At 26.2% G+C, this 14,577-nt stretch carries 17 protein-coding genes; 12 read left to right on the top strand and 5 right to left on the bottom strand.

What is annotated here, in order from left to right:
• Positions 1–25 precede the first annotated feature (25 nt).
• From ACA135_RS07270 to ACA135_RS07260, 3 genes are all read left to right on the top strand, one after another.
• On the top strand, positions 26–1,117 hold the full coding sequence (locus tag ACA135_RS07270) for a CapA family protein (protein ID WP_409198086.1): 1,092 nt from the start codon (positions 26–28) through the stop codon (positions 1,115–1,117).
• A gap of 315 nt (positions 1,118–1,432) precedes the next feature.
• Positions 1,433–1,885 carry a dCTP deaminase domain-containing protein gene (locus tag ACA135_RS07265; protein WP_409198085.1) on the top strand — a complete coding sequence of 151 codons (453 nt, stop codon included), beginning with the start codon at positions 1,433–1,435 and terminating at the stop codon, positions 1,883–1,885.
• A 21-nt stretch (positions 1,886–1,906) separates the two neighbouring features.
• Positions 1,907–3,505, top strand: coding sequence for a thiamine pyrophosphate-binding protein (locus tag ACA135_RS07260; protein ID WP_409198084.1), 1,599 nt, complete (start codon positions 1,907–1,909; stop codon positions 3,503–3,505).
• Here ACA135_RS07260 and ACA135_RS07255 read toward each other — a convergent pair whose 3' ends face one another.
• From ACA135_RS07255 to ACA135_RS07240, 4 genes are all read right to left on the bottom strand, one after another.
• Positions 3,506–3,784, bottom strand: a complete 279-nt coding sequence (locus tag ACA135_RS07255; RefSeq protein WP_409198083.1) for a hypothetical protein — start codon at positions 3,782–3,784, stop codon at positions 3,506–3,508.
• Complete coding sequence (locus ACA135_RS07250; protein ID WP_409198082.1) at positions 3,781–4,419, bottom strand: hypothetical protein; 639 nt, start codon at positions 4,417–4,419, stop codon at positions 3,781–3,783. Before ACA135_RS07250 ends, ACA135_RS07255 begins: the two co-directional genes overlap by 4 nt.
• Before the next feature lie 44 nt (positions 4,420–4,463).
• Positions 4,464–4,916 (bottom strand): GerW family sporulation protein, encoded by a 453-nt coding sequence (locus tag ACA135_RS07245; RefSeq protein ID WP_409198081.1) that lies wholly within the window; start codon positions 4,914–4,916, stop codon positions 4,464–4,466.
• Between the two features lie 240 nt (positions 4,917–5,156).
• On the bottom strand, positions 5,157–6,305 hold the full coding sequence (locus ACA135_RS07240) for a pyridoxal-phosphate-dependent aminotransferase family protein (protein ID WP_409198080.1): 1,149 nt from the start codon (positions 6,303–6,305) through the stop codon (positions 5,157–5,159).
• Positions 6,306–6,562: 257 nt separating this feature from the next.
• On the opposite strand from ACA135_RS07240, the gene surE reads away from it, so the two are divergent.
• From surE to ACA135_RS07225, 3 genes are read left to right on the top strand one after another with little or no spacing between them, the layout of a single operon-like run.
• On the top strand, positions 6,563–7,348 hold the full coding sequence (gene surE, locus ACA135_RS07235) for a 5'/3'-nucleotidase SurE (protein ID WP_409198079.1): 786 nt from the start codon (positions 6,563–6,565) through the stop codon (positions 7,346–7,348).
• A 24-nt stretch (positions 7,349–7,372) separates the two neighbouring features.
• Positions 7,373–8,104, top strand: coding sequence for a 6-hydroxymethylpterin diphosphokinase MptE-like protein (locus ACA135_RS07230; protein WP_409198078.1), 732 nt, complete (start codon positions 7,373–7,375; stop codon positions 8,102–8,104).
• 37 nt (positions 8,105–8,141) lie between these two features.
• Positions 8,142–9,296 (top strand): ORC1-type DNA replication protein, encoded by a 1,155-nt coding sequence (locus ACA135_RS07225; protein ID WP_409199105.1) that lies wholly within the window; start codon positions 8,142–8,144, stop codon positions 9,294–9,296.
• A gap of 29 nt (positions 9,297–9,325) precedes the next feature.
• Here the strand turns inward: ACA135_RS07225 and ACA135_RS07220 are convergent, their stop codons facing one another.
• Positions 9,326–9,514 carry a hypothetical protein gene (locus ACA135_RS07220; RefSeq protein ID WP_409198077.1) on the bottom strand — a complete coding sequence of 63 codons (189 nt, stop codon included), beginning with the start codon at positions 9,512–9,514 and terminating at the stop codon, positions 9,326–9,328.
• Positions 9,515–9,641: 127 nt separating this feature from the next.
• On the opposite strand from ACA135_RS07220, the gene ACA135_RS07215 reads away from it, so the two are divergent.
• From ACA135_RS07215 to ACA135_RS07190, 6 genes are all read left to right on the top strand, one after another.
• Positions 9,642–10,097, top strand: coding sequence for an archease (locus ACA135_RS07215; protein WP_409198076.1), 456 nt, complete (start codon positions 9,642–9,644; stop codon positions 10,095–10,097).
• A 108-nt stretch (positions 10,098–10,205) separates the two neighbouring features.
• Positions 10,206–10,664: a hypothetical protein gene (locus ACA135_RS07210; RefSeq protein WP_409198075.1), complete on the top strand. Its 459-nt coding sequence runs from the start codon at positions 10,206–10,208 to the stop codon at positions 10,662–10,664.
• A 372-nt stretch (positions 10,665–11,036) separates the two neighbouring features.
• Positions 11,037–12,491 carry an RtcB family protein gene (locus ACA135_RS07205; RefSeq protein ID WP_409198074.1) on the top strand — a complete coding sequence of 485 codons (1,455 nt, stop codon included), beginning with the start codon at positions 11,037–11,039 and terminating at the stop codon, positions 12,489–12,491.
• A gap of 21 nt (positions 12,492–12,512) precedes the next feature.
• Complete coding sequence (gene mtnP, locus ACA135_RS07200) at positions 12,513–13,274, top strand: S-methyl-5'-thioadenosine phosphorylase (protein WP_409198073.1); 762 nt, start codon at positions 12,513–12,515, stop codon at positions 13,272–13,274.
• Between the two features lie 33 nt (positions 13,275–13,307).
• Positions 13,308–13,877, top strand: a complete 570-nt coding sequence (locus ACA135_RS07195; RefSeq protein ID WP_409198072.1) for a flavodoxin family protein — start codon at positions 13,308–13,310, stop codon at positions 13,875–13,877.
• Positions 13,878–13,904: 27 nt separating this feature from the next.
• The gene (locus ACA135_RS07190; protein ID WP_409198071.1) at positions 13,905–14,237 is read left to right on the top strand and encodes a NifB/NifX family molybdenum-iron cluster-binding protein; all 333 of its coding nucleotides are present in this window, start codon (positions 13,905–13,907) and stop codon (positions 14,235–14,237) included.
• Positions 14,238–14,577: the final 340 nt, after the last annotated feature.

Raw genomic sequence — 14,577 nt, 5'->3', positions numbered from 1 at the left:
AAATTAAATTTAATAAGGGGTTTAAATGAATAAAAAATATTTTTTTGCAACATTAATAATTATCTTAATAATAGTTTCAGGGGTTGCGTTTGTTTTTTCTTATTTGCCAAGTAATGTAATTTTAGGAGAAAATTCTTTACAACCTGGGGGTGATGTTTCTATTACTGTAACTGGAGATGTCCTATTTGGTCGTAAAATGCCAAGTGTTTTAAGTTCAGGTGAAAGTCCTTATCGATTTGTTTCATCAGTAATTAACTCCTCTAATATTTTATTAGTTAATTTTGAAAATCCCGCCACTAACTCTGGATCAGCTGTTAAGGGTGATGTTCCTTTAAAATGTAGTCCTGAATATGTTCCACTTGTTAAAGGTTCAAATAACACGGTCTGTGCTTTAGCTAATAATCATGCTTTTGATTATGGGATTGCTGGAATGAATGATACTATCAATACTCTAAATCAAGCAAATATTACTCATATAGGTGCAGGAAACAATTTAGCAAATGCTTCAGCTCCTGCAACTATTCATACAAATGGGAGAACAATAACCATTCTTAATTATATGGATTCTGATAATTTTAAGGAATACAGTCAAGAGGTTATGCCAAAAGCTACAAATAATTCTTCAGGTTACTCAGCATATAATGAAACATTAGCTGCCCAAGAAATAAAATCAGCTAAAGAAAATGGTTCAGATTATGTAATTATTTTTATGCACTACGGAAATGAGTATAGCAGAACACCAAATGAAGAACAAGTAAATATTTCTCATCAATGTATTGATAATGGTGCAGATATTGTTTTAGGATCACATACACATGTAACTCAAGGAGTAGAAATTTATAAAGATAAACCTATATTTTATAATTTAGGTAACTTTATATTTGATCAAAGTAACTCAAATACTCATAGAGCATATTTTGTTAATATCCAATTAGTAAATAATACTGCAGAAGTTACAATGTATCCAATAGATATTATTAATTATCTTCCTCACTTTATGAGTCCATCTGATGGTCAAACATTACTTAAAGAGTTACAACCTCAATGTAACGATATAAATATTACTTCTAACGGTACTGGTGTACTGGTTTATAATTTAACTAATGAAAATAATTAAAAATTTTTCATTTTTATTTTATAATTTTATTTTTTCTATTTTTTTAAAATTAATATATTTTATTCTTTTTTCTTAATAATAATTTTAATTTTTAATTAATTTAAATTATTAAATATAGTTTTCTAAAACTAAATATTAGATAAAAATGTATAAATTTTTAAACCTTTTAAATCATATAATTATAATAATTAATTAAAATTTTCATGATATTTTTCATAACTTCCTTGAAATCTATCATGTAATATACATGAATTATTTTAATAATTGAAATTTTTATTAACTATATAATTTAATTTAAAATATATGTGATTATTTATGATGGGAGAAGAAGAACTTATAAAATTATTTCCGGAATTTTCAGATTCAATACAACCTTCAGGTATAGACCTTGCTCTTGATGAAATATTAATTCAAAAATCAGAAGGTTCATTAATTGATAATGAAAAAAATATACCTAAAATACAATCATTAAAAGGTCCAATTTACACACTGAAACCTCACACTGCTTATTTAGCCACAATTGATAAAAAAATTAAAATACCTAAAGGATATTCAATGTTATATTTACCAAGATCTACCTTATTAAGATCATTTGTATCTGTACAGACTGCAGTAGGTGATCCTGGATTTTATGGAACATTAACATTCTTAATAGTTAATCACGGAGATTTTGAATATAAACTAAAAAAGGGAGATAGAATAGCACAAGCTGTAATATTTCCAGTAAAAGGGTCTGGAGAATATAATGGTTTTTACCAAGAAAAATAATTAATTTTGGAGATAAAGATAATGAACACTGCTGAAGCCTTAGTTAAAATTTTAGAAAATAATAATGTAAAATACATATTTGGTCATCCTGGTGAACAAATTATTTCAATGTATGCAGCATTAAAAGATTCTTTAATAGAACATATTTTAACTCGACATGAACAAGGTGCAGCACATGCTGCAGATGGATACGCTAGATCTTCAGGAAAATTTGGAGTTTGTATGTCAACAGCAGGTCCTGGAGCTATGAATTTAGTGATGGGTGTTACTACTGCATTTAAAGATTCTGTCCCTATGTTAGTAATTACAGGTGACAATATTTATTCTAATCAAGGTAAAGATAACTTTCAATCAATGAAAATAAACGAAATCTTTAAAAATATAACTATTAGAAGTTTTTATCCTTCTAATGGAAAAAATGCAATAATTAATTTAAAAGAAGCATTAAACATTCTTAAAAATGAACCTAGAGGACCTGTTCACATTAATTTAGCAAAAAATGTATTAATGGATGAAAATATTGGAAATATTATCGATAGGGAAGTTAATTTAGTACAAAATTATAGATACTCTGCAATGTCTCAAATTGTTGATAAATTAAAAGAGAGTAAAAAACCTTTAATACTTGCAGGAAATGGGATATTCTGGGGAAATGCTACTAATGAATTAAAAGATTTTGTAAATAAAAATAATATACCAATTGTCACTACTTATCATTCAAAAGGAATTATTAGTGAATTTGAAAAATTAAACTTAGGGATAGTTGGAATTAGAGGCACACCTTTAGCAAATTATGCATTTGAAAATTCTGATTTGATACTTGTTTTAGGGGCTAAATTATCAGACAGAACTTTAGCTAGAGTTAAAGACTTTAAAGAATTCAAATCTAAAATCATTGATATTAATATTAATAAAACTAAACTTAAAGGTGATATATGTTTATATGGGGATGTTAAAAAAGTTCTCAATGATTTATTAATTGATGATTTTCAAAAAGATTCTAAATGGTTAAGAAAAATTTATAGTAATCAAGTAAAAACTATTGTTGAAGGTACTGAAGATGATTCAACACCTTTAAGAACACCATATGCAATTTATAAAATATTAACTAATCGAAAAGATAGTATTATAGTAAGTGATGCAGGAACACACACAACCTGGACTCTTTTATTAACAAAAGCTTCTAATCCTGGTAAATTTATATTTTCAGGAGGATTTGGCCCAATGGGCTATAGTGTGCCAGCTTCAATTGGAGTTGCTTTAGCTAACCCTTCAGAAAAAGTTTTAGCAATTAACGGTGACGGTGACTTCCAAATGAATATTCAAGAATTAGCCACAATAAAAGAAAATAATTTAAATATAGGAATTTTTATTATGAATAATTCACAATTAGGAATTATTCGGCAATGGGAAGAACTTTATGGAATGGATTCTTACCAAATAAATTTAAAAAATCCAAATTTCACTCAAATAGCTAAAGGTTATGGGATAAATACTTTAAAAGTCCATACAAAAGAAGAATTAAATAATGCTATTAGTAAAGTTATGGATTCTAATGAACCTTTTGTAGTGGAGATCATAGTTCGTGAAGAAAATATTCCTCTTCCAGTGTATGATTAATCAGTTTTTTAATATATCTTTTACAAATTTTTGAATTATTTCATTATAATATTTTTCATATTCTTTTTTAAAAAATTGTAGATAAAATTCTTTTTCTAAACTTTTAGAATTTTTATAAATTAATATTACAGCTATTATTTGTAAATTTCCAGTATTTATTTTATTATTAAAACTTGTAAAATCAATTTCAAAATAAGGATAAATTTCAATATGATTATTTGTTCTTTTTTTACCAAAAAATCGTTCATTTTGATGTTGGATTAAATCATCAAAATTCATGTTTTTGCTCCGTCATTTTCTTTTTTGATTTGATAAATTTTCTTGATAATTTCTCTAATATTTTTATCACTTATTAATTTTAATAAACCTAAAAATGGTTTAAACAATCTAATTTTGAATGAAATTTTACCATTACTTTTTATTATTTCTTCTCCGAATAGTGCTTCTGTGGTAATAGAAACTTTTTTTGATAAATTTGGTAAAATATTTAGCATTGATAAAAAACCTACTATTTTTACAGTGTCTACATAGTCATATAAACCTAAACTAGTATGTGTTTCAAATTTATTTAACTTAATGGATTGTCTAATAATTTTTAAAAAATTTATTAAAATTTTTTTAGAATTTTTAATTAATGGAATTAAAGGTTTTATTTCATTAATTTTATCTTTTAAAGGAGTTTTTGTTTTATTTTTTTCTGGTTCTTCTGATGTAGATAATTCATTTTGGGTTTGTTTATTATTAAATCTTTTATTAAAAATTTTTAATTTAAGAATTTTTATACTTATTATAGCATTAATTTCTGTGTTTTTAACTTTATAATTTATCTGGATATGTAAATTAATAAATAGTAAGGAAAAAATTATTATTAAGATTATGGCTAATATGATTAGAATTATTGTTAGTATTATCAAAATATCAGCCTTTAACTATTTTTATATAAAATTTAAGAATTATTCTAATTCTGATTATCTAAATTAACTTTAATAGATTCTTTTTTTTCTTCATTAAGATTTTTTTCATCTGTGTTTGCATCTTTGATATCAACTACTTTAGTTTTATCTTTATTAGTTAAATCTTTGATTACATCACTTATAACTAATCCTAAATCTGTTATAGCTTTATTAATTGATGTACCTTTACTTAAATCAAGAACTCTTATTCCTTCGATCCCTTCTACGCCTTTAGTAATAACTACCATAGAAACAGGTTCAACTCCTGCAATAGCACCTGAGGCATTCCCTCCGGCTTCTTGCCCAAATTTTTCTCCAGCGCCTACACTGAATCCCATTTTCATAATAGGAATTAATAATTTATCTTCTGTTTCAATATATTTTCCTATAAGATTTTGGGAATCTAAAAGCTTTTTTAATTCTTCTGCGGTTGTTTTAATATTATTTTCATCTGTCATTTTTAATCAACTACTTTTTTTAAAAAATTTACATGTTATTGAATTTTTTAGTATATATTTATTTATTCTATTATTATAATTAAATATTTTACTTTTTTTTAAAAAAATCAATTTAATTACAGTAAAAATTTGAATTAATATAAAAAGAGTTATTAATATTTTTATTTAGTTGTTAATATGATAAAAAAATAGATTTATTAAATTAAAAAAATTTAAAATAGAATAAAATTTATAAAAATTTTATTCTGAGTAAAATTCAGCTATTGCTGAAGCACCTGCACCAGTATCTACATCTAAACCTAAATCTTTTAAGGTCATACCTAATGCAGTGTAAGTTATAGCTAATTCTTTATAAGAAATAGTACCTAAATGTCCAATTCTGAATACATGGTTTTTAAGATGATCTTGACCACCAGCAATTTCAACACGATATTTATCTCTTATGGTGTTTCTTAAATCACTATCTGTAATTCCTTCTGGCATTTTAAGTGCAGTAACAGTATTACTAGCAATTTTTTCACTTTTTGGGAATAATTCAAGTCCTAAAGCTTTTGCAGCTTTTCTTGATGCGGCTGCTGCTTTTATATGTCTTTCTATAGAATTATCTAAACCTTCTTCTTCAATCATTTTTAAAGCTTCTAATAAACCATAAATTGAATTAACACCAGGAGTATATGGGGTTTGTGGAGGTACACTGTTTCCTTTAGCTTTATATTTTGGCATATTTAAATAATAAGTATGTGAATCCACATTTTCAGTTGCTTTCCATGCTTCATCATTTAAAGTGATTGCTGCTAAGCCAGGAGGTGCAGCTAAACATTTTTGGGAACCAGTAAAACAAACATCAATTCCATATTTATCAACATCTACATAATCTCCTCCGAGTGAAGAGACAGTATCTACGATTAATAATGCATCATAGTTTTTCATTACTTTTCCAATTTCTTTAAGTGGATTATGCACACCAGTAGATGTTTCGTTGTGAATAACAGTTACAGCTTTTGTATCTTCATTAGCATCTAATGTTTCTGTAAGAATTTTAGGATCTAATACATCTCCCCATTCAACGGGAATTTCCACGGAATTAATACCATGAATTGTAGTAATATCTTTTAAACGATCTCCAAATTTTCCACCTGTGGCATTTATAATTTTTTCTTTAGGGTTAACTGTATTAGCTATAGCAGCTTCCATAGCAGATGTTCCAGAGCCAGTAAGTAAATATGATTGATTTTCTGTTTTAAACATTTGGGACATCATTTCAGTAGTTTCTGTGTATATTTCACCAAATTTAGCTCCTCTATGGTTAACAACAGTTTGAGACATAGCTCTTAATACTCTAGGAGCTACGTTTGTTGGACCTGGAAGCATCATTAATATATCATCCATTTTTCAAGTTCCTCCATTATTATAAGGATAATTTTTAGCTTGTTATCTTAATTTTTTGGAATATTAAATTAAATGTTATAAATAAAAAAATTCAAGCTTATATTACTTTCTTTTTTTTATCTTTTAAAAAGATTTTGTATTAAATAATTTTTCTGGAACTTTTAATTAGGGATTGTTCAGTTAATATATTTTAGGTATAAATAAATAATAGTTTAAAGAAAAATTTATTCAATTAAATCTATTTGTGGTGATTCATTATGGTGAATATCTTAATAAGTAATGATGATGGGGTTAATGCTCCGGGCATTTTAGCAGCTAAAAAATCACTTGAAGATTTAGGGAATATTACAGTTGTAGCTCCTGATGATGAACATAGTGGTTTAGGTAGAAGTTTAACAGTTATGAAACCTTTAAAAATTAATAAAACCACTTTAAATGATGGTAGTGTTGCATTTGGTGTTTCTGGAACTCCTTCGGATTCGGTAAGTTTAGGTATTCATGAAATCATGGAAATAAAACCAGATATTGTAATTGCGGGAATTAATTTGGGTCGTAATATTTGTAAAAGTGAAATTACTAAATCTGGAACTATTGGGGCTTCATTAGAAGCAGTTAATTCGGGTATTCCATCTTTAGCAGTTTCTTTATCTATAGATCATAGGGATGTTAAATTTGAAGATAATCAATTAAAATTTATAAAAGAGCCGGATTTTAGTTTTGCTTCTAAAATTTTACATAAAGTAGTAAAAAAAATCTTAATTAAGGGATTACCTAAAAATGTAGATTTATTAAATCTTAATATTCCTTCATATCCTTCTTCAGATAAAATAATGATTACTTCTTTAGCTGATAAAATGTTTGACACTGAAATTATTAATAAACGTAATGAAAATAATGAGGATTATTATTTGTTATCTCCTAAAATGGTTAAAAATTATGATAAAGGAACAGATGGTTATGCTTTATTAAATAAAAAATGTGTAAGTTTATCACCATTAAGATTTGACATGACTGGCAGTATTAACAGTTTAAAAAAATGGTGAAAAATATTTAAGGAGGATAATGATATGGATATAAATGAATGGGAAATTTGGTATAATAATATTTTAAATGATTTTGGTTTTTCAAGAGAAGGAGATGAAAAAACAGCTGATGTTTTAAATGATATATTAGATAAAAAAGGTTGTTTTGATATTGATGATTTGTACGATTATGTAACTAAAAAAACTTTAAGTAAAAATTTCATTGTTTTTGGTGCAGGCCCCTCTTTAAAATCTAATATTTCCCAAATTAAAAAAGATTATAATTTAAATGATTATATTTTAATCTCTGCTGATGGTGCAACAACTGCTCTTTTAGAAGAAGATATAATACCTGATATAATAGTAACGGATTTAGATGGGAAAATATCTGATTTATTAATTGCTAATGCTCAAGGTGCAATATTTGCGGTGCATGCCCATGGGGATAATGAAGATAAAATTATAACTTATACAAATACTTTAAAAAATGTTTTTGGAACAACTCAATCAATCCCTGAGAGAAATTTATATAATTTTGGGGGTTTTACTGATGGAGACAGAGCAATTTTTTTAGCAGTTGAGTTAGGTGCGAAAAAAATTTTATTAGCCGGTATGGACTTTGGAAACATTGTTACAAAATATTCAAGACCTAATATTAAAGATGATTTAGAAGTAGCAGATGAAGTTAAACAAAAAAAATTGAAATATGCAGAAAAATTAACTGAATGGATAGAAAAAAATGAGGATGTTGAATTAATTAATTTAATTTCCCCTTAATTGTGGGATAAATTATTTATATATTATGACAAAATAAATTAATAATATGGCAATTCAAGATATTTTAATGTTTGATGAAACTTTATTTAAAAATATTAGTGCATTCAATCCAGAGTATATGCCTGAAAATTATAATTTTAGGGATAATCAGATGGAAGCAATGGCTTATGCTTTAAGACCTGCTTTGAAAGGTGGGATGCCAAGTAATGCAGTAATTTTAGGGCCATGTGCTACGGGTAAAACAACCGCTGTAAAAAAAGTTTTCGACTTAATTGAAAATACATCAGATAAAATTAAATGTTGTTATATTAATTGTCAACTTAATACTACTCGTTTTGGTATTTTTTCTCAAATTCATGAAAAATTATTTGGACATAAACCTCCAGAAACAGGAGTGCCCTTTGCTACAATATATCAAAAGGTAATGAAAAATTTAACAGATAATGATACATCTTTAATCGTCGCTTTTGATGATGCTAATTTTATTTTTCAGAATAAAAATGCAAATAAAGTATTTTATGATATATTAAGAGCTTATGAAGAGTTTCCAACAGTTCATACTGGGATTTTTGTAATTTTATCTGAGCTTGAATTTAGATTTGCCTTAGATAAAAATGTTAAAACAGTTTTCATCCCACAAGATATAACATTTGAACCTTATTCTCATTCTCAAATACTCAGTATATTATCTGATCGAGTTAAAATGGGTTTTTATCCTAATGTTATTTCAGATGATTTGGTAAGGCAAATATCTGATTATACTTTTGAAACTGGTGATTTGAGAGAAGGTATAGATATTCTTAGAGTTTGTGGAAATATTGCTGAGTCTGAAGCATCTAAAAAAATAACACAAAAACATTTAGACAAAGCATTATCCAAGCATGTATCCTACAATTTACTTGAAACTTTAAAATCTTTAAATGATAAAGAATTTGCTTTGTTAAAATTAATTGTAAAAGAAGATGAATCTATTAATAAAGATGAAATTTTAACTGTGACTAAAGTTTCAGAAAAATTTAAAGAGCAAACTAAATCAAGTTATGCTAGTTTTAACAGAATTTTAGAAAAATTAGAATTTTTAAGATTAGTAGACACAAAATTAACTGGAAAAGGAATTAGAGGAAATTCAAGACAAATTTTTCTTCGTTTTGATCCTGATGATTTAAATTGTACAGACATAAATTTTTCTTAAAATTATTTTTATTTTATATATTATTTATTTTAAATTCCAAATATAACGTTTGGATTTGGAGTAGCGGAAACTGCCATTACACAGAATAATAATAAGGTTATTATTAACAATATAGATATGCATGAATTTAAATTATATCCATTGAAGAAAAAATAGTCATGAAAATTGCTTTGTTTTCTTAAATCTTTTCTATAATATTTTGTATTTTTGTTTGTCATTTTTAATCACTCCATATTATAAATGATATAAAATTAGATATATAAAAAAAGAGTAAGAGCATTTGAAAACTAATATATTGTTAATTTTATTTTTTAATTTAAAAGTGGAAAATAAGGATTTGATAATTTGAAACCTTCTAAAGATTTACAAAAACAATATGAATTTTTTGATGTTACTGCAGATGTTGGTTTTTGGGCATTTGGTAGGACAATTAATGAAGCATACCAAAATGCATCACTAGCAATGTTTGAAGTAATGACCGACACTAAAAAAGTCAATCAAATAATTAATAAAAAAATTACAATTCAATCTGAAGATAAAGTTTCTCTATTATATGATTACTTAGAGGAATTATTATTTTTAGAAGAAACTGAATTTCTATTTTTTTCTAAATTTGATCTTATGATAAAAAAAAGTTTTAAAGATGATGAAATTAGTTATGAATTGAATGGGACAATATGGGGGGAACATATTGATTGGGATAAACATGAAAGACGTTCTGAAGTTAAAGCGGTTACATTCCATCTAATGGATGTAATCGAAGATGATTTATTTAAAGTAAGAGTAATCTTAGATTTATAATTTTTTTCTAATTATTTTTATTTAAAAAAAATATTTGGGATTTACTAGAAAATATTAAATATCATATTTTTAATAAATAATTAATGTTATTTATTTAAGAGGAAAACTATGAGTTTAACTGATTTTTTAAATTCACTTTTTTATAATGTGGATGAAAATGGGAATAAAAAGTTTAACAAAATGAAAACTGCAGTAGTTATAATACTTATTATCTGTTTATTATCTATTGTGATAACATTGTTAAATCCTTATGAAAATTTACCAATAAAACCTTTTGAAGGTTCTGTTAATGGAACTGGATTATTTAATGTTACAGGTAATGCTACTCCTAATTCTACAGTAATTTTATCATCACCTGAACTTAATATTAGTGGTATAGAAGTTCATACTAATAGTAATGGTACATTTTTTTATACATTAAAAGTACCGGATAATGCTAGAAATTTCACGATTGATGCATGTTATAAAGATGATCCTTCTGTTTCAAATTCAACTAATCAAACAAAATTTCAGAATAGAACATTGATGAATGTTACTTATAAAAATGGGAAGTATGTGGGCTACTAAAATTGTATTTATTTTTTATTAGCTTGCATTCTTAATTTTTACATTATAAAAATATAATATTTGAGTATTTATAATTAAGAAAGTAATGGGGATATTTATTCAGATTTTACTCTCCAATTTGTTTTAGATAATTATTATATTTTATTTTTAAGGATTTTTCATGTTTAAAACTATTATTTAAATTTTTTAGTGTAAAAATTTAACTTTTTTTAATTCTTTTTTTTAAATTAATTTTTTTCATGACTTATAAAACCTCAAATTTATATGTTTTAAAATAGATAAAATTTCATATTATATATTAATTTTATAAATTTTTTGAAAATTAATTTCTTTTAATTTATTTATTCAAAAATTCGCTAATTATGTGGTACAATGAGTATTAAGGAAAATATTAACAAAATTGATGAAAATATTTGGGAAATCCCAAGTAGTTATAAAAAACAAATGAAAGTTCCAGCAAGATTATACTTAAATGAAGAAGGTATTGAAAATCTTGAAGAAGGAGCTATAGAACAAGTAACAAATGTAGCATGTTTACCTGGAATTCAAAAGTTTTCATTAGGCCTTCCAGACATTCATTTTGGATATGGCTTCCCTATAGGTGGTGTTGGGGCTTTCAATATGAATAATGGTGTTGTTAGTCCTGGGGGTGTAGGTTTTGATATAAATTGTGGTGTTAGAATGATAAGATCTAACTTGTCAGAGGATGATTTAAAACCATATATTACAGAACTTACAGAAAAGCTATTTAAAAATATCCCTTCAGGTGTAGGAAGTAAAGGTAAAATTAAATTATTACCTAAAGAAATTGATGAAGTTTTAAATAAAGGTGCTGAATGGGCAGTAAATAATGGTTATGGTTGGAAAGAAGATTTAAAATTCTTAGAAGAGAATGGTCGAATAAAAAATGCAGATTCTGAGGTAGTTAGTGATAAAGCTAAAAAAAGAGGTATACCTCAATTAGGATCTCTTGGTTCAGGAAACCACTTTTTAGAAGTTCAAAAGGTTGATGAAATTTATAATGAAAAAGCTGCTAAAATTTTTAAATTAAAAAAAGGAACAATAACAATCATGGTTCATAGTGGGTCTAGAGGATGTGGACATCAAGTATGTTCTGATTATTTAAGAAAAATGGATAAAGCTTACAAAAAATATAAGTTAAATATTCCTGATAGACAACTTGCATGTGCTCCTTTAGATTCCGAAGAAGCTCAAGATTATTTAAAAGCAATGTATGCAGCGGCTAATTATGCATGGGCAAATCGTCAAATGATAGTTCATTGGGTTAGAGAAACATTTGAGGATGTTTTAGGTAAATCTGCAAAAGATATGGGCATGACAACTGTCTATGATGTTGCACATAATATAGCTAAAGAAGAAACACATATAGTTAATAAAAATGGTATGAAATTAAATTTATTAGTTCATAGAAAAGGAGCTACCCGTGCTTTTGGTCCAGGTAGAAGTGAAGTCCCTGAAGATTATCGTGAAATTGGTCAACCAGTTTTAATACCTGGAACCATGGGTACTTCTTCTTATGTTCTTCATGGAACCGAAATTGCAATGGAAAATACTTTTGGTTCTACTGCACATGGTGCTGGAAGAATCTTATCTAGATCTAAAGCTAAAAAAGAATTCTCTGCAGATGAAATTAAAGAAAATTTATTAAGTAAAGGTATTCAAGTTAAAGCTAATTCTGATCCAGTTTTAGCTGAAGAAGCTCCTGGGGCTTATAAAAATGTTGATCAAGTTGTGAAAACTTCTGATAAATTAGGAATTGCTAAATTAGTTGCTAAAGTAACTCCATTAATAGTTACTAAAGGTTAATTTTCTATTAAGGTGTAATTTATGATAGGTATTATTGGTGGAACTGGTGTATACAATATAGCGGAAAAAGCAGATAATGAAGAGAAAATTAAAGTTAAAACAAATTATAATGTAAATCCTGAAGTTTCTCTTCTAGAAATAGAGGGTAAAGAAGTTGCTTTTTTACCAAGACACTCATCAGGACATGCATATCCTCCACATATGATAAATTTTAAAGCTAATATTTCTGCTTTAAAAAGTTTAGGGGTTAATCAAATAATTGCTACTAATTCTGTAGGTAGTATTAATTTAGATATGGGTCCCGGTTCATTTGTTGTTGTGGATGATTTTCTTGATTTTACAGTTTTAAGAGATAGAACTTTTTATGATAAAAAAGTTGTTCATTTAGATTTTACTGAACCTTATTGTAACCGCTTAAGAAATAAAATTATTTCTAATGGGGATGTCATTTCTTATGGGACTTATGTATGTACTGAAGGTCCTAGATTTGAAACTCCTGCAGAAATTAACATGTTTCAAAAACTTGGTGGGGATGTTGTGGGTATGACAGGTCTCCCCGAAGCAGTTTTAGCTAAAGAAAAAGAGATATGTTATAGTTCTATATGTGTTGTTTCTAATTATGGTTCTGGTATTTCACCTAATAAATTAACTATGGATGAAGTATTAGAAATCATGGAAGAAAAGAATAATGATTTGATTAATTTAATTTATAAAACAATCAAAGATTTAAATGAAGATTTTGATTGTGATTGTTTACATGTTTTAAATGGTGCTGAATTTTAAGTTTTATAAAAAAATTATTTAGGAGATTTTGTTATGACAAAAGTTATTTTATTATGTGGAAGTCCAAGAGAAAATAGTAATACTATGCAAGTTTTAGAGGAATGTGCTAAATCTATAGAATCTAAAGGTGTTGAAACTGAGATAGTTAACTTAAGAGGATTGAATATTCAATCTTGTGTAGGTTGTAATGCATGTAAAACTAAAGGGAATTGTGTCATCAATGATGGCTTAGATGAAATTATCGAAAAAATAAGAAAAGCGGATGGTTTTATTCCAGCTGCACCTGTTTACTTTGGTACTGCACGTGGAGATATTATGGCAGCTTTACAAAGAATTGGTAAAGTTTCTAGAGGTAATGATAAATTTTTATCTTGGATGGTTGGGGGGCCAATTGCAATTGCTAGAAGAGGCGGTACCTCTATCACATTACAAGAAATGTCCATGTTTTTCAATATTAATGAAATGATTATAATTGGTAGTAATTATTGGAATATGGTTTTTGCAGGAGCTGAAGGTACTGCTCTTCAAGATACTGAAGGTATTGAAACAATTAAATTATTTGGAGAAAATGTTGCTAACTTATTAAATAAAATTAAAAATTAAACTTTTAATTTTTTTTAGGTGGTTTGTTTGAGAGTAGCTGTTGCATCATCTAATGGTAAAGATGTTGATTTACATTTTGGTAAAGCTAAAACTTTATTTGTGTATGATTTAATTGATGAGAATAATATTAAGTTTATTGAAAAGAGGAATGTAGATATTTCTGATGAGGTTAAACACCAATCTACTAAAGTTATTGATGCTGTTTCTGATTGTGAAACAGTTATCGTGGTTAAATATGGACCTACAACTAAATTAAAAGCTAAAAAAGCTAATTTAAAAATTATTGAAGATGAAGGACCTATTAAAGAAGTTTTAGAACGTTATATTGATCATGTTAAATTCATGAAAGGACATTTATAATTTTTTTTATTCTATTGAAAACCTTTAAATAAGATAAATTATTAATGTAATAATAACCTTTATGGGCGGGTTTTAATTTTTTAAAACTTTTTTACAGAATAATTTTTAAATAGAATGGATTGACTCCATATTTGTTAGATTGTGGATTATAGGGTTTAATTAGCTTTTAATTGTATTTTACAGCTTATTTTATATTTAATTTTATAATGCTTAATATTAGAGTACTCTATGAAAATTTACTAAAAATCTAATAAACTATATAAAAGATATTTTTGATTATGCTTTAATGCATATGATCTAAATTTTAAATTATTATTTATCATAAAATAACTAGTATAAA

Origin of the sequence: Methanobrevibacter acididurans (assembly GCF_046197875.1) — an archaeon.
Lineage (GTDB): Archaea > Methanobacteriota > Methanobacteria > Methanobacteriales > Methanobacteriaceae > Methanobrevibacter_A > Methanobrevibacter_A acididurans.
This window is presented reverse-complemented; position numbering and strand designations above follow the sequence as displayed.